This window comes from Rahnella sp. CG8 (genome assembly GCF_023701875.1).
Classification (GTDB): Bacteria; Pseudomonadota; Gammaproteobacteria; order Enterobacterales; family Enterobacteriaceae; genus Rahnella; species Rahnella aceris.
On sequence record NZ_JABAED010000008.1, the window covers coordinates 1 to 16,584 of the forward strand.

The 16,584-nt window shown below is 52.6% G+C and carries 11 protein-coding genes and 1 pseudogene; 6 read left to right on the plus strand and 6 right to left on the minus strand.

Features of this window, described 5'->3' with window-relative positions:
- Positions 1-84: 84 nt before the first annotated feature.
- The 3 genes and pseudogenes from HGO41_RS09530 to HGO41_RS09540 all read left to right on the plus strand — a co-directional run.
- A pseudogene (locus HGO41_RS09530) lies at positions 85-362 on the plus strand (contractile injection system protein, VgrG/Pvc8 family); the annotation flags it as partial.
- Positions 363-459: 97 nt separating this feature from the next.
- The gene (locus HGO41_RS09535) at positions 460-1,002 is read left to right on the plus strand and encodes a DUF3304 domain-containing protein (RefSeq protein WP_250980983.1); all 543 of its coding nucleotides are present in this window, start codon (positions 460-462) and stop codon (positions 1,000-1,002) included.
- A 5-nt stretch (positions 1,003-1,007) separates the two neighbouring features.
- Positions 1,008-2,798, plus strand: a complete 1,791-nt coding sequence (locus HGO41_RS09540) for a T6SS phospholipase effector Tle1-like catalytic domain-containing protein (RefSeq protein WP_250980984.1) — start codon at positions 1,008-1,010, stop codon at positions 2,796-2,798.
- On the opposite strand, the gene HGO41_RS09545 is transcribed toward HGO41_RS09540, so the two are convergent.
- Positions 2,775-3,128 (minus strand): hypothetical protein, encoded by a 354-nt coding sequence (locus HGO41_RS09545; RefSeq protein WP_250980985.1) that lies wholly within the window; start codon positions 3,126-3,128, stop codon positions 2,775-2,777. The two genes, HGO41_RS09540 and HGO41_RS09545, sit on opposite strands and share 24 nt — an antisense overlap.
- Positions 3,129-3,178: 50 nt before the next feature.
- Here HGO41_RS09545 and mqo point away from each other — a divergent pair, with 50 nt between their 5' ends.
- Positions 3,179-4,831, plus strand: a complete 1,653-nt coding sequence (gene mqo / locus HGO41_RS09550; protein WP_250980986.1) for a malate dehydrogenase (quinone) — start codon at positions 3,179-3,181, stop codon at positions 4,829-4,831.
- Positions 4,832-4,923: 92 nt separating this feature from the next.
- On the opposite strand, the gene HGO41_RS09555 is transcribed toward mqo, so the two are convergent.
- From HGO41_RS09555 to ebgR, 4 genes are all read right to left on the minus strand, one after another.
- Positions 4,924-6,423, minus strand: coding sequence for an amino acid permease (locus tag HGO41_RS09555; protein WP_013573482.1), 1,500 nt, complete (start codon positions 6,421-6,423; stop codon positions 4,924-4,926).
- A 51-nt stretch (positions 6,424-6,474) separates the two neighbouring features.
- Complete coding sequence (locus HGO41_RS09560; RefSeq protein ID WP_112197942.1) at positions 6,475-6,927, minus strand: beta-galactosidase subunit beta; 453 nt, start codon at positions 6,925-6,927, stop codon at positions 6,475-6,477.
- Entirely contained in the window at positions 6,927-9,983 is a 3,057-nt protein-coding gene (ebgA, locus tag HGO41_RS09565) for a beta-galactosidase subunit alpha (protein WP_250980987.1), read from the minus strand. The genes HGO41_RS09560 and ebgA overlap by 1 nt, the downstream gene beginning before the upstream one ends.
- Before the next feature lie 134 nt (positions 9,984-10,117).
- Positions 10,118-11,098: a transcriptional regulator EbgR gene (gene ebgR, locus HGO41_RS09570; RefSeq protein ID WP_037033902.1), complete on the minus strand. Its 981-nt coding sequence runs from the start codon at positions 11,096-11,098 to the stop codon at positions 10,118-10,120.
- A gap of 210 nt (positions 11,099-11,308) precedes the next feature.
- Between ebgR and ygjJ the strand changes: the two genes are divergently transcribed.
- The gene (ygjJ, locus tag HGO41_RS09575; RefSeq protein WP_112151964.1) at positions 11,309-12,391 is read left to right on the plus strand and encodes a protein YgjJ; all 1,083 of its coding nucleotides are present in this window, start codon (positions 11,309-11,311) and stop codon (positions 12,389-12,391) included.
- Positions 12,391-14,772 carry an alpha-glucosidase gene (gene ygjK / locus HGO41_RS09580; RefSeq protein WP_250980988.1) on the plus strand — a complete coding sequence of 794 codons (2,382 nt, stop codon included), beginning with the start codon at positions 12,391-12,393 and terminating at the stop codon, positions 14,770-14,772. The genes ygjJ and ygjK overlap by 1 nt, the downstream gene beginning before the upstream one ends.
- 531 nt (positions 14,773-15,303) lie before the next feature.
- Here the strand turns inward: ygjK and cytX are convergent.
- Positions 15,304-16,557 carry a putative hydroxymethylpyrimidine transporter CytX gene (gene cytX, locus HGO41_RS09585; RefSeq protein WP_112197945.1) on the minus strand — a complete coding sequence of 418 codons (1,254 nt, stop codon included), beginning with the start codon at positions 16,555-16,557 and terminating at the stop codon, positions 15,304-15,306.
- Positions 16,558-16,584 lie beyond the last annotated feature (27 nt).

The following is a 16,584-nucleotide window of genomic DNA, read 5'->3' on the forward strand; positions in this document are numbered from 1 at the left end:
GGTCACTGCTGGAGCGGGATGATAAGGGCAGCGTTTTTATAAACAGCTAAATGACTTTTGTGCATGTAGCCGGTTTTTATTTTAACCGACCTGCAGTTTATAAAACGCATTCTGGCCGAGGTCGGTATCTGGTTTCGCTTTGAGGCGGACACCGCCTGACGTGTGAAAAGGTGCTGTTCGGCGACGGGCCGGAGCAGTACCAGTTTGGCGTGGCCCTGCCGTACTGCGAGCCGTCGGGGATGAGCAACGGCCACGCCGAAAGCGTCTGGGGGCTGAAAATCCACTGGAACGCCGTGACCGGCAAAATCTTCAAACGCGATTACAACTACCGCGAGGCCACCACGCCGCTGGATGACAATGCCTGGTCACCTTATGAAAAACATCCTGACAAGGTTGATAAATTATCTGCGGCAGGCATCTGATTACGTCAGTCAAAAATAAAATAACGTGAGAAATAAAATGGATTTTTTTAACAGACTGGAAAAAATAGACGGAGCCATTAATCGCGGCTATGCACGCTGGGGTAAATGGCTGGGCGCAGGATTATTATTGTTCATACTGGGATGGGGTGGCTGGTTAGTCTGGGCATCCATCTGGGGACCACCGACCGGACCGGTGACATTAATTATTCACAGCGAAATTGACCGGCCTATTTTGGGATTTAGTGTGAATGGTGTAGCGGGTGCTAATTCTTCAGCACATGATAAAGAAAACCCTTACGCATCAGGTTCTGGTAAATCCACATGTTGCGGAAGTATCCGTGGTAAAACGGCTGAAGTTATCTGGACATTGAGTACAACCCGTGTCCAATACAATGCAGGACTGCGCACGGAAAACCGTCGTATTACCATGCCTCTTCCCGAGCGAAAATGGGAAGAAAATTACCTGCATGTTTATTTTCTACCCGGAGATAAAGTGCGCTTGTGGTGGGGGACAGGATTTATTAGCCCTACGGCAAAAGATGTTCCAAATACAAATGAGACAGATACTATTAAGGAGTAATCATTATGGATAGTGAAAGCCTTATTGCAGCTGCGCATCGTGCTCAACAAGCGGAAGATGAAAGTCAGAGTAACTGCTCCAGGATTTGGCATGTAGGATTCTTCTTTGACGGTATTCATCGTAATATTGAGCAAGATGCACCAGAAAATCGCCTCAGCAATGTCGGGCGTTTATTCAGAGCTTTTCCAGATCTGAATAAAAATACGTCCCGCGAGAATTACGATGCATTTTATATTTCCGGTCTTGGCACACCTTTTCATGAAAACTTAACCTCGAAACTCCACGCCATCATGGATGGTGCGCAAGGCAGCGCACTTGATGACTTAAAAGATCTGCCTGGTGATATTGCCGAAGAAGCAGGCATAGAACTTTTTAAAACAGGCAAGTGGTGGGAAGTATTAAAAGATGTCGGTAAAAAGCTGATTAACCCCACCGAATTGTTGAAGCTGACCGGGGATATCACGAAAAGTGCGGTGAAAAAAGTGAGCATCGAAGCTACTCCCTGGTTGCGCGACAATCCTGTAATTGCCGACATGCTGGTGACGGGCGTAGATACCCGAATCACTTCAACCAAAACTTCTTTTGAAGAAGCGTTTAAAGAGGCAAAAAATAAGAGTCAGGTGCCCATCAAGCTGATCTCGGTTTCATTATTCGGTTACGACCTAGGCGCGACCCTGGCGCGTAAGTTTCTGGATACGCTGCTCGACGATATTTGCCAGAAACAGGGCGATAAATACGTTTATCAGGGTATTCCCGTTGAGATTATTTTTGCCGGTTTATTCGATTGTGCCCGCCATACCCCTGCCAGTAATAACAACGGTGTGGACTGGTTTGTCGGGGCATTCGGCGGCCCCATCAGGGGGATCAGTATTTTGCTGGGGGATAAATATGTCGATCAGGACACTCCGTTACCGGCTGCGGTAAAAAGCGCCCTGCATCTGGTGGCGGCCCATGAAACGCGGGTCTGGCGCAGCCTTTACCGCTTAGGCGGCGATAAGCAAAAATACCGCGAGGAGTTACTGCCCGGCTGTTCTGAAGATGTGGGTGGCGGGCTAAAACCTGATGAGCAAAAACCGAGCGCCGAGTTGTGCCGGGTCGCCTTACACAGAATGTACCGTGAGGCTACGCTGGCAGGCGTTCCCTTCCCTGATTTCCAGACTCTAGATAAAACGGATACCGATGTCGCTTCCTACTTCATTATGGAAAACAGCGTGAAGGAGAAATCGGTCGCAGAGTGGACAGCGTTATATCAGCAGGCAGTGCCTTTTAAAAATCTCAGCGTTGCTGCGCAGAATTTGCACCTCGACAGTTATATCGACTGGCTGGGCAGACAGTTTTATCTTTATCGCAGTCAGTGCATGAAATATGCCGAACAGCGCGGGCAGGTGATGGCTTCCGCAGGTGCGTCGGCAGGCCTGTTAGGTATCTCGCCAAAAGCGCAGGAGACCGCCAGTGATATTCGCAATGAAATCGATATTTTGCGTAAACACTGGGGCTGGCTGGATGATGTTCACCGTGCTGCACTGAGTATGCAAAATGCGATGGAAATACGGGGTAGCCACGATACCCGCCGTCAGCTCGTGCCTGATGTTTACATTCCTGCATTACGCAGGGCGAAAAAGTTTTTGGCTTACGGGCACGCTGCTTATGAGGGATTGCCGCCACCCTGGCCTGAAGACAGTGCTCCCTCAGAGATATATGCCTGGTTTGTACATGACGTGCAGAAGGTGGACAAAGGTGCAGGTATTTCAGAAGATTTTCTGGTGATCCGCTCAATGGAAATGCCCGACAGTTAACCTCCTGATGCCGGCGGTCATCAGGCCGCCGGTTGATCGCTTTCCCTCACTTTTTTCTGCTATTCCGCGACTCAAAACCCGATTTAGCACGAATAGCTCGTTCTTTGACCGACCCAAAGCCCTCCGGAATTCCTTTGCAAAACCCTTCAAATCCAGCGGTGACGCGGCCTGAAGCGCTGTCCGGTATCCCGTTTGCCTGTTTTTTTGAAACGTTAAATCCTTTTTTAATTTTTGTAGTGATAATGTTATATTCGTAGCCATCATTTGAAAAAATGAAGTTTCAGTAACGATCCCGCGTGTTTTTTTGCTAATTTCTTGTTCGATAGTCACAACAACGATTCATAACAGAACAGAACTGAACATTTAGAGAAACAGACGTCATGAGAAAGATACTTGGTATGCTTCTCAACCGTGACTCACTGGGTGCCAGCGAGCCTGCGGCCGCAGAAGACGAAAAATCCGTTGATGTATTGCTGGTCGGCGGCGGAATTATGAGTGCTACCCTGGGGACCTATCTCCAGGAACTCGAGCCGGACTGGTCAGTCCATATGATTGAACGCATGGACGGCGTGGCGCAGGAAAGTTCCAACGGCTGGAATAACGCCGGTACCGGCCATTCCGCGCTGGCAGAAATGAACTATACCCCGCTGATGCCCGACGGTTCTGTCGATATCACCAAGGCCGTGGCGATCAACGAAGCCTTCCAGGTTTCCCGTCAGTTTATGGCGTATCAGGTGCAGAAAGGCGTGCTGAATAACCCGCGCTCGTTCATCAACAGCGTGCCGCACATGAGCTTTGTCTGGGGCGATGAGAATATCGATTTCCTGCGCAAACGTTTTGCTGCGTTGCAGGAAAGCACGTTGTTCCGCGGGATGGAATATTCGGAAGACCCGGAACAAATCAGACAATGGATCCCGGCAGTCATGGATGGCCGTGATCCGAAGCAAAAAGTTGCCGCGACCCGCACCACCGCAGGTACGGACGTGAACTTCGGCGAAGTGACCCGACAGCTTGTCGAGGCGTTGCAGAAAAAATCCAATTTCACGCTGGCAAACGGTCAGGAAGTGCGCGATATCCAGCGCAATCCGGATAAAAGCTGGCGCGTGACGATTACCGATCTCAAACACAGCCACAAACATCGCGTGGTGAATGCGAAATTCGTGTTCATCGGTGCGGGCGGTGCGTCCCTGACGCTGCGGCAAAAATCCGGCATTCCTGAAGCGCGTGAATACGGCGGTTTCCCGGTCGGCGGTGAATTCCTGGTGACCGAAAATCAGGATGTGGTGAAACGCCATCTGGCGAAGGTTTACGGCAAAGCGGCCGTGGGCGCGCCACCGATGTCCGTTCCGCATCTCGACACCCGTATTATTGATGGCAAACAGGTTCTGCTGTTCGGGCCGTTCGCCACCTTCTCCAGCAAATTCCTGAAAAACGGTTCCCTGTGGGATTTGTTTGGCAGTGTGAACAGTTCCAACCTGTTGCCGATGACGCATGTCGGCATGGGTAACTTCGATCTGGTGAAATATCTGGTCGGGCAGGTGATGCTCAGCGATGAAGACCGTCATGCCGCACTGAAGGAATTTTTCCCCGAAGCCGAGCAGAAAGACTGGAAACGCTGGGTGGCCGGACAACGTGTGCAGGTCATCAAAAAAGATGGCAAACACGGCGGCGTATTGCGTCTGGGCACTGAAGTGGTGAGCGCAAAAGACGGCAGTATTGCGGCGTTGCTGGGTGCATCACCGGGTGCGTCAACCGCAGCGCCGATCATGATGAAACTGCTGGAAACGGTCTTTAAAGAAAAAGCCGCGAGCCCGGAATGGCAGGCCAAATTCCGGGAAATCATCCCGTCTTACGGCACTAAACTGAATGGCAATATCGAAGCGACCGAGAAAGAGCTGCTGGAAACCAGCCGTATTCTGCAACTGGAAACGCCGTCGATGATCACCACGCCAGTGGCTGAGGTGGTTCAGCTGCGCCCGCTGGATGTTCAGGCAAAACAAGAGCCGAAACAACCTGCGGATATCGCTTTGTAAGTTCTGCGCTGTAAGTTCTGGTGCAGAAAAATAAAAACCGCCTCTTCAGGCGGTTTTTTTATGTCCTTATTTTCGCTTTGCAGGGCGCAGTCTTACGCCCCGGAAAGTGACTTTGCCATATTCTCTTTCTTCACCCGCGCTGTTTCATTCTGCGATTCCAGCACAATTCTCGCCAGCGGCGTGTCTTCGTGATAACGGGTTTTATCGTCCAGTCCTTTGGAGTATTTATTGTATTTCCACCAGGCATAGCCGAGGAACAATACCAGTCCGCCGACGTTATAGAACACAATCGTGATAATACTGGCACCGGTCGGGAAGGTTGAGGCGATGAACCCGACGGTGAAAATCACAATCAGCGTACCGACGATAGTGATCCCCTGCATTCTGGAGCCCATCTTAAAATCGCGCTCGACGCTGTCGTATTTCAGACGCAGATTCAGGTACGCCAGCATAATAAACAGCGGCGGCAGCATCGACGCGGCAGCGGTCATGTTAATCAGCGTATTCATTAAATCTTGCACGCTGTCTGAGCCTAATGTCGGAATTAACATCAGCGGGATAACGATAAGGAACTGGATCCACGCCGCGCGGGTCGGAACACCGTGTTTATTCAGACGAATAGTTTTCTCGCCAAAAATCCCCTTAGGAATCTCAGTAAAGAAGATTTTTACCGGCGCTGCCGTCCACATCAGTAATGAGCCAAACATGGCGGTGAAGGAAACCACGCCGACAAAGCGGTTCATCAGCACCGCCGGTAATCCAAAGTGTGCGGATAACCCTTCAAATACCTGCACCGTGCCGCCGGTAAAATGCAGCGCGGATTTGGCCACAAACACGTTAATCAGCAGCGAGGCGATGGAATACAGCACGCCGATCACCAGCCCGGAAATAATGATGACTTTCACGAAAGCACGGCTGCCGCCTTTGACGTCATTCACGTATACCGCGACCGATTCTGCGCCGCCTGCTGCCTGGAATATCCACGCAATAATGCCTAAGAATGCCCAGTTAAAATGCGGCGTCATCGCCTGAACATTAATCGGATCCGCCGGTTCTGCGCCGCCCATCAGCGCAGCGCCCGCCAGCACGATATAAGAGAACGTCAGCAGCAGCATTAATGTCGAGGTGACGGAGGTCATCGGCCCGAGTAGTTTCGCACCGCTGTTGGAAATCATCGTGGAAAAGGCAAACAGACAGATGCTGATAATCGCAGTCGTGAAGGGCGTGAAAATATAATCGTGCCCTAAAAAGGCGTAAGACGCATAAGCGATAACGCGGGGAAGCAGCGCCGTGAAGAAAAACAAATTCACGAACCAGTAAGTATAGGCGGTCATAAACGCCCAGCGGCCGCCGAGGGCACTTTTCACCCAGGCATACACACCGGCTTCCGAACTCTTATTCAATGAGACAAATTCGGCGATGATCAGACAAAACGGAATAAAGTAGATGATGGTCGCCACCAGAAATACCGGTGCCGAGGCGATGCCTAACTGGATGTTATTGTTGATGACGTTATTGAAGCTAAAAACGGCGGCAAATGTCATGGATAACAATCCAAATTTGCCTATGGTATTTCGACTGGACCCGGCCATAAATACTCTCCAACTGCGATGTTTATAGGGTAAGTGGTTCTTGTTTTTTTATTATTTATTAACGAAATAACTCTCTTCGACGGTCACTTTTAAAATGACTTTTCTGACGTCTTTTTCCGGTCTGAACCGGTACGCTTCGTGGTTTTCAAAAATGATCACGCGGCCTTTAGGTACCTTTATCGTTTCACCCTGACCGGTAAAAAATTCGCGATCCGTTTCATCGTCATAAGGCGACACGCGGTGCAGGGCAGATTTCGCAGAAAACTCGATTTCCTCCGTGCCTTCAAGGTAGTAATGCACATCGAAATAACGGCGGTGACCCTCGAATTCCGCCCGCTGTTTTTCGCTGCCGCTGGCGAGCCGGTAAACCAGCGAATCGCCGACGGAATGGAAAACGCCGGGACGAATATTGTCCAGGTTATTAATGGCTTCCATGCAGCGCTGCCATTTTTTTCCGCTACGGTAGAGCCGCTGAAATTCGGTTAAACAGTCGAGAATAATCATCAGTTTTCCTCCCGGGGATGAAAGGTGAATTCCGCGAGCTGCTGGCTGTTGGTGCCATGCTGGCTGAACGGCACCATCGTGAAGCCGTAGCGGAATGCCGAGAAATAGACGCGATAAGAATCGAGCACTTCGGAACCCCAGGAATTGGAGCCCAGACCGGAAATTTTGTGATCGAGATTGAGGGTCAGGCAGCCGTCCGGCGTCAGTTCATCAATATGCTGCGCCTGTTGCAGCATCTGCGCACTGTATGGCCACAGGCTGAAATTGAGCGGCTGGCGCGGCTGAATGAAAATCCCTTTTCCAGCGTCATCGCACAGACTCAGCCAGCGGATATCCTGCCGGTTACCGTTGTCCTGCGGCATCGGGTAATTTTCAAATAAACGGCTCACCGGCTGCTGATAATGGCCGATGAGATTGGCCTGACAGCTGTCCTGATAGTTTTCATCCGGCCCGCGCCCGTAATACTCCACCTGCGTGAAACGACGGCTGACGCCAAAATCGAGGCCGATCTTCGGGATAATTGAATCGAAATTACCGTAAGGCGAGCCGGATAAATCGAGGGTGACGATGCCCTGAGGCGATATCTGCCAGCGATAAGTGCAGCGCATACCGAAATCGAAAACAGGCGGCGCAATGATGCTTTGCACTTCAATGACGACGTCGTCCTGCTGGCGCGCCCAGTGCATCTGCCGGAAATGCTGTTGCATGATATGCAGATGATGGGGCTGCCAGAGGCCTTCGAACTCCTGTTTATGGTTGTCGATGACCGGCTTAAAGAAATTGAGTTTCGGCGCACGGCCTGTGATCTCTTCGTCATCCACTTGCCAGCTTTGCAGTTCGCCGTCCAGACGGGAAAATGCCAGCCGGAAGCCCTCGCCGCTGACGATAAGCTGATGTTTTTGCTCATCACATAACAGCGTTGCGGACTTTTGCGGCGCAGGTTTCATGGCTGACGGGCGGGCTGCCTGCAACAGCATCTGATACTGTCCGAGCGGATGTTGCGCCTCGCTGTACACCGTCGGGCTGTTTTTGCGGATGCCAACATTCAGGAAAACTTCCTGACCGCTGGCGGAAAATTCTGGCAGCGCCAGCGTTTCGCCTTCGCCGGGTTGCAGGTGTGGCAGGGAAATTTCTCGGGTTTCGAGGCCGCGTCCGGCGACCTGAACGGTCAGCGACAGCGTGATGTCTTCCAGTGAGCTGAACCAGTAACGATTTTTGATGTGCAGCGCGCCGCCGCGGAGACTGACGCCGACCGGGCACAGCACCTGTTTATATTCGCGCAGGCCGGGGCCGGGCGTCTGGTCGGGGTAAATCAGCCCGTCCATGCAGAAGTTGTAATTGTTTGGATAATCGCCGTAATCGCCGCCGTAGGTATAACGCATCTGGCCGTTTTCACCGGTTTCCAGCAATCCGTGATCGCACCATTCCCAGATGTAATGCCCCTGAAGGCTGTCATGGCGATTCAGAACGGCCTGATATTCGGCTAATCCGCCGGGACCGTTGCCCATTGCATGCGCGTATTCGCAGATGATGCGCGGTTTGGCGTGCGGGTATTCGCCGAACGCATTCATCATCTGTACGCGGGAATACATGGTGCTGATGACGTCGGTCACTTCGGCGTCGCGATCTTCTTCGTAGTGAACAAGACGCGTCGGATCGAGGGCTTTACAGTGTTTCGCCATGGCGCGGATATTGCAGCCATAACCGGATTCGTTGCCAAGCGACCACATAATGATCGACGGGTGGTTTTTTTGCGCCATGACGTGACGCCCGATACGCTCCACATAGGCGTGTTCCCAGTGCGGATCGTCGGAGATGCGGCTCAGATCGCCGACGTTCGCGAAACCGTGACTTTCCAGATCCGTTTCGGCCATCACGAATAATCCGTAGATATCGCACAACTCGTAAAAGCGAGGATCATTCGGGTAATGCGCGGTGCGCACCGCGTTAATATTGTGCTGTTTCATCAGGATGATATCGCGTTCCACCCGCGCCATATCGACCGCGCGCCCTTTGCGGTGATCGTGATCGTGACGGTTTACGCCGTGCAGCTTGAGATAACGTCCGTTGACGTAAAACAGCCCGTCACGCACGCCGATATCACGAAAGCCAACGCGCTGAGGTACCACCGAAATCATCTGTCCCGTGTCGTCATACAGCGTCAGCAACAGCTGATATAACTCAGGATGTTCCGCGTTCCACTGGCGCGGATGAGCGACCGGAATGTCCAGGCGACAGCGCGTTTCATCGCCGATATTCAGGTTATCTGCTGATAACTGTGCCACGCAGACGCCATCGTCGAATAACTGCGCGTGCAGACGATAACCGCTGACGGGTTGGTGTAAATTACGCAGCACGGCATCAATATTGAGCACGGCGTCGCAGTAGTTTTCATCGAATGTGGTGACTACGGTGAAATCGTTAAGATGAACCGGATCCTGACCGATGAGATACACATCGCGGAAAATTCCCGCCATCCACCACATATCCTGATCTTCGATATATGTTGAATCCGCCCACTGTAAAACACGCACCGACAGCAGGTTTTCACCCGGTTTCACGCTGGCGCTGATATCGAACTCTGCGCACAGGCGGCTGCCTTTGCTGAATCCGACGTAGTGCCCGTTCACATACACCTCGAAATAGGTTTCCACGCCGTCAAATTTGATCAGCGTTTGTTTGCCTGTCCAGGCTGCATCGAGGGTAAAACGCTGCTGATACGCGCCGGTCGGGTTATTAGTGGGAACGTAAGGAACGTCGATCGGGAAGGGGAAACCTTCATCGGTATATTGCAGCTGACCGTGGCCTTCCATCTGCCACATGCCGGGGACGGTGATGTGGCCCCATTCAGTCATCGGCTGATTGTAGAATTCATCCGGGACTAACGCCGGGTGCTCGAAAAAGCGGAACTGCCAGCGGCCGCTGAGCAACTGAAAGCCGTGACTGGCTGCGCGATCGAAACGCAGCGCCGCCTGTGGATTTTCATAGCTGAAAAAGGAGGCGCGTGGCGGTAAACGGTTCTCCGACTGCTTCTCGATATTTTCCCAATTATTCACGTGATCTCTCCTGAGACGTGTTTCTATGGGAGAGAAGATAGTAAATATTTAGTAAAAATAACTAAAAAGTTTTACTGGTTGTCAGGGCGATCACAAAAAATAAAAAATCGGTTTGAGGATCATGCAGTTAAATTTTACCGGCGGGTGGTGTCCCGGAGTTGCAGCGATCCCGGCACAAATACCGACAGCGGTACGGTGCGTTCATCGCGCAGACGCTCGGTCAGCAGGTTGACCGCCTGTGCGCCCATGGTTTCGGAATGGATGCGAACGGTCGATAAAGAAGGGAACACAAAGCGGGCTGTCGGAATGTCATTAACGCTGATCAGCGCGATTTGCTCGGGGATTTTAACGCCGTGTTCCAGTAGCGCACGGGTCACGCCCAGCGCAATGGTATCGGTGGCAATCAGCAACGCCGGGGGATAAGGCGCATTTTGCTGCAACATTTTCCTGGCGCACTGATAGCCGGACTGGCTGGTGAAATTGCCGTACCAGATATCGTCCGGCTGGACGACGTTTTTCAGACGGCCATATTCCACAAAGGCCTGCTCGCGCTGATCCGGGAATTCAGGGTGATCGCGGCCGCCGATAAAGCCGATGCGCGAATAGCCCTGACCGATAAAGAAGTCGATGACCTTCTGGCTGATCTTAAATAAATCCACATTAACGCAGTCAGATTGCGGGTCTTCCATTACGCCATCAATGAAAACGACCGGCGTGGATTGTTGCGCGAGCTGCGTATGCAGTGCGGCCTGAGGTTGTCCGATAACCAGAAAACCGTCCGCCGGAGGCAGCGCTTTTTCGCCGGTAAAGTCATAGCCGGAAATCAGGGTGATACCCAGTTTTTCGCATTGTGTTTCAATGCCATAGCGCATGGAAAGATAATAAGGATCGTCTATTTCCAGCCCCTGCCGGTAAGTAAACAATGCGGCAAACGTCATGCGTTGCGTGGCATTGCGGCGGGAAGGCGAGACTTTATATTCCAGGCGTTCCGCCGTTTCTAAAATCTTCTGGCGGGTCTGCGCTTTCACGCTCAGGCTCGGATCGTCATTGAGCACACGTGAAACCGTCGCAACGGATACGTTCGCGGCCTCAGCGATTTCCTTCAAAGTAGCCATCAGCGTCTCATCATCAGGTAAACCAAAGCCGTAGCTTAATGTGATCAGTGCCTTATGTACACCGCTCACCGGCCTTCCGGCCCGCAAAATCTCACTGTGACAGAGTTAACGCTTTACCTAATTTTAAGTATATTTTAGTAAAATATTTACTAGTATGCGTTTTACTTCTGCTTTCCTGTTCATAATAACCAAACAAAGAAGCGCATACCGATGAAGAACACATCATTAAATAAAATATTAGTACTTTTATTATTTTCCTTATCAATGAATTTGCGGGCGCAGGAACCGGTTGTCCCCGCCGAACATAATGAATCAGCACCACCGGAAATAACGCCGGTCAGCCGCGACGCCACTGCTTATCGCTTTTATGGCGAAATGGGCGGCGGCGGCAGCGTGTATTTAAATGGCAAAGATCAGCACAAATACAGCGACGGAACCTATATCGAAGGTGGTCTGGAAATAAAACACGGTAACTGGTTCGGGCTTATTTACGGCGAAGGCTGGACGGTACAGGCCGATCATCACGGAAACGCCTGGGTGCCTGATCACCGCTGGGGCGGATTCGAAGGCGGCTTAAACCGTTTTTACGGTGGTTATCGTACTGATCGGGGCACCGAATTTATCCTCAGTATGCGCAACGATTCCTCGCTGGATGACCTGCAATGGTGGGGCGATTTCACGCCGGAATACGGCTACGTGATTCCTAATACCCGCGATTTAACGCAGGCAGTGAAGGTGCAAAACCTGACCGGCAAGTTTCGTTACAGCCTGACCGCCGCACCGCAAAGCCGTGTTAATGAAAGTACTGCATTGCTCCATTTCGGAAAATACGACCGTTATTCAGATAAATACACCTATCAGGCGATGGTCAACGGCTACACGCAATATGATCTGATGGAAGGGCTGACGCTGCTCAACGGTCTGGAACTGACCGATGGCACCGGGCAGCTATTCCTCGCGGGTTTGCAGGGTAAAAATCTGGCAGGGCGCGTCTGGCATCACACCGGCAAAGGCGACAGCAGCCATTCCGGCCACGAATCAGGAATGATGGTCAGCGCCATGGTTGAAGCGGTCACCGGACTGTATTTATCCACCGCGTACAGTTATGCCGAACATTCGCGGGATACTACTTTCGATACCACCACGTCTTACGCACAGGCCGGTATCTGGTACGAATATTACGGCGGCCGGTTCGCGACCGCATTAGACAGCAAATTCTATATGAGCAATGACAATACCGGCGCCAGCAACTCGGTATTTCTTATGCAATATTTCTACTGGGGAAGATCATAATGAAAAAAATTAATCCGCACCGGCCGCTCAGTTTAATTATCTGCGCTGCTTTATTTATTTCTGCACACGCACAGGCAGAAAACGCCGAGACTTTGCGGGCTGATTCGTTTAAAAACGTTATTAACCGTACCGGCGCGCCGCAATATATGCTCGATTATGATTTCGACGAGCATCAGCGTTTTAATCCTTTATTTGATGAGGGTGCCTGGCACGGGCATTTACTGCCGTCTGGCCCGCAAGGTATGGGCGGATTCCCTGGACCGGCGCTGCTGACCGAAGAATATATCAACTTTATGGCCGATAACTTTGACCGGCTGACGGTGTATAAAGCCGGGCAAAAAGTCGCGCTGAGCATGACCGCTTACAGCATTCCCGGGGCGCTTATCCAGACGCTGACCGCGCCCGGCATCCGCATCGACATGACCCTGCGTTTCGCGACGTCCCGCACTTCTTTGCTGGAAACTAAAATCACCACGGATTCCCCGCTGGAACTGGTCTGGGACGGCGAACTGCTGGAAAAGCTCCGCGCTCAGGAAGGAAAACCGCCATCGGATAAAACTATCGGGCAGGAATATCCGGGGTATACGCGCCAGATCCTGCCGGTTGCTGACGGCCTGCGTGTGATTTTCGGCAAAGTGCGCGAGGCCTCAAGCCTGATGACCTCCGGCGAGTCCGAATATCAGATCCACAAATCCCTGCCGATGCAGATGACGGTTACAGGCCATCAGTTTACCGGCAAAGCCAAAATCGCCGGTTCCACCACGTTTTACACCACTTATTCGCATCTGCTGACGGCCGCTGAGGTTCAGAAAGAGCAGCCGAAAATCCAGGATATTCTGGCGCATCCCCAGCCTTATCTGGATGCCTCGCAAAAACGCTGGGAAGGCTACCTGAATGCCGGTCTGACAAACCCGAAAGCAACCAAAGATCAGGAACGTGTGGCGGTGAAAGCCATCGAAACATTAACCGCTAACTGGCGCGGGGCGGCAGGTGCGATGAAGTTTGATTCGGTGACGCCATCGGTGACTGGCCGCTGGTTCTCCGGCAATCAGACCTGGCCGTGGGACACCTGGAAACAGGCGTATGCGATGGCGCATTTCAATCCCGAGGTGGCGAAAAACAATATCCGCGCCGTGTTTGCCTTTCAGATCCCGCCCGGTGATCCGGTTCGTCCGTGGGATGCCGGTTTTGTACCTGATCTGATTGCCTATAACCCGGGTCCGGAACGTGGCGGCGATGGCACCAACTGGAATGAGCGCAACACGAAACCGAGTCTGGCGGCGTGGTCGGTGATGGAAATCTACAAAACGACCGGTGATAAACAATGGCTGGCGGAGATGTACCCTAAACTGGTCGCTTATCACGACTGGTGGCTGCACAACCGTGACCACAACCATAACGGCGTGCCGGAATATGGCGCCACGCGCGATAAAGCGCATAACACCGCTGACGGCAAGATGTTGTTTACCGTCAGGGAAGGGCAGAAAGAACAGACCGAATCCGGGCTGAAAAACTACGACCGCGTGGTGAAATCCGGTCAGTACGACAGCATCGAAATCCCGGCGCAGGTGGCGGCTTCGTGGGAATCGGGGCGGGATGATGCGGCGGCCTTCGGTTTTATCGATGCCGATCAGCTGACGAAATACATCAAAAATGGCGGTAAAAAACAGGACTGGCAGGTCAAATTCGCCGAAAACCGTTCGGATGACGGAACGTTGCTGGGGTATTCGCTGTTACAGGAATCCGTCGATGAAGCCAGCTATATGTACAGCGACAACAAATACATGGCCGAAATCGCCGACATTTTGGGCAAGAAAACAGCCGCCGCAGATTTCCGCGCGAAAGCCGTCAAACTGGCCGGATACATCAACACCTGCATGTTCGACAGCCGCAGCGGCTTCTTCTATGACATCCGCATTGAAGACAAACCGCTGGCCAACGGCTGCGCGGGCAAACCGATTGTCGAACGCGGCAAAGGTCCGGAAGGCTGGTCACCGTTGTTTAACGGCGCAGCGACGCAGGCGCATGCCGACGCCGTGGTGAAAGTGATGAAAGATGTGCGCGAATTTAACACCTATGTGCCACTGGGCACCGCCGCACTGACCAATCCGGCGTTCGGTGCAGACATTTACTGGCGCGGCAGGGTCTGGGTCGATCAGTTATATTTCGGCCTGAAAGGCATGGAGCAATACGGTTACCGCGAAGATGCTGTGAAAATGGCACAGGCCTTTTTCGATCACGCCGATGGTCTGATTTCGGATGCGCCTATCCGGGAAAACTACAATCCGCTCAACGGCCAGCAGCAGGGCGCACCAAACTTCTCATGGAGTGCGGCGCATCTTTACATGCTGTACAACGACTTTTTCGGCCAGGGGAAATGAGACGGTAAGGGCTGAATTTCAGGCACAAAAAAACCGCTTCAGAGAGCGGTTTTTTTGTTGGGTGATTCAGTTAGCGCTAAATCAACCCAGTTTCACGCTTTAATAATAAGCGGGATCAGGCAACCCAAACGCCACTAACTTACACCAGGGGTGGGAAGGCAGCAAGTTTAAATTCTATACACATATCCTTATTGTTTTTATGGTCTTGGTGGTAGCATCTGCGCGGGGCTAGTTTGCCCGTTTAGCGACGGGTCACCGGGCTTGAAATTAGCACTTGAGTACCGCGCGGACAGGCAACCCAAACACTGCTTGTCCTTCTCCAGTCGGTCCCGGTGCTTATTGGTGAAACGCGGTTGTAAAAGGCCGCATCAATGAATAAGTGTATTTATGCACTGATCGTTGTACTGGGTTCTTTGATGACAACTGCTGGTGATGGATGGAACGTTAATGTTTCTCATATCAACATCAATGTCAGCACGGGCCCGGGTTTGTAGCAGTAGAGAAACCGCCCTTCGGGGCGGTTTTTTTATCTCAGGCTTTACGCCCTAATCCCCAGCACACCAGTCCCGCCACCAGCAGCGACGGAATTGTCGCACCGATATCCGGCAGCATATTTGCCATCAGATGATAAACCACAATGCCGGTAATCCAGGCTGCGAGGGAACGTATATTCAGGTCTTTTTGTGTCTGCCTGCGCAGAACAAAATGATGCGTCAGCACCACACCAAACAGCGGCGCAAACACGGAGCCAATCAGCAGCAGGAAGTTTTCGTATTGCGTCAGCGGAACGGCCCAGGCGATCAGCGTACACAGCAGGCCGATACCCAGCGTCAGTTTACCCACGCTGACCGGCAGGGAAGTCCCCGCCGACACCGCCGCTGAGTGAATATCCGCAAAGGCATTTTCATGCTCATCCACCAGAATCAGTAACAGCGGAATACCCAGTGCGATCCCGGAAAGCGCCAGCAGCAGCGCATTGGCATCGGTCGAGGTGCTGACAAACGCCAGCGTATACGCCACGCCGAGCGCCATCATCCACACGCTGCCGAGGAAATATCCGCAGGCCGTTCCCCAGAAGTTTTGCCGCGCAGATTTGCCGAAACGGGTGTAATCCGACACCAGTGGCAGCCACGAAAATGCCATCGACACCACAATATCGCAGGCCAGCGCGAACGGCATCGAACCGTCCCCGGCTTTATGCCACAGTGTGGATAAATCGGCGTGCAGGAACAGATAACCGGTCAGCCACGCACAGCTCGCCAGCAACAGCCAGATCCCCCAGCGGCGCAGTACCAGGCGGATAAACGCCAGCGGCCCGCTGGCCGCCAGCAAGGTGGCAACGACGCCGAAAATAAACGTCCAGAGGGTCGGATTCGCCCAAAAACTGCCGTCGCCCCAGGCGCGTTTTGCCAGCAGACTGGCCGCATCGCGCATCACCACAATTTCGAACGCGCCCCAGCCGATCAACTGGATCAGATTGAACAGCACCGGCAGTGCCACGCCGCGTTTGCCGAGGCTCAGCCTCAGCGATGCCATCGACGACATGCCCGTCTGCCCGCCGGTCACCCCGACCAGCGCCAGCAGCGCAACGCCGACGGCAGACCCCAGCACAATGGCTGCCAGCGAGCCCGCCAGCCCGAGGCCCGGAGCCAGAATGGCACCGGCCTGCAATACCATCAGACCCATACCGAGCGAGAACCACAGCGAGAATAAATCAGACCAGCCCAGCACCCGTGATTTTTCCGGCACAGACGCCTGAGGCGAATAAATACTATTATCTTTCATGAGGTTAATTTCGTGGCTAAAGCGAAG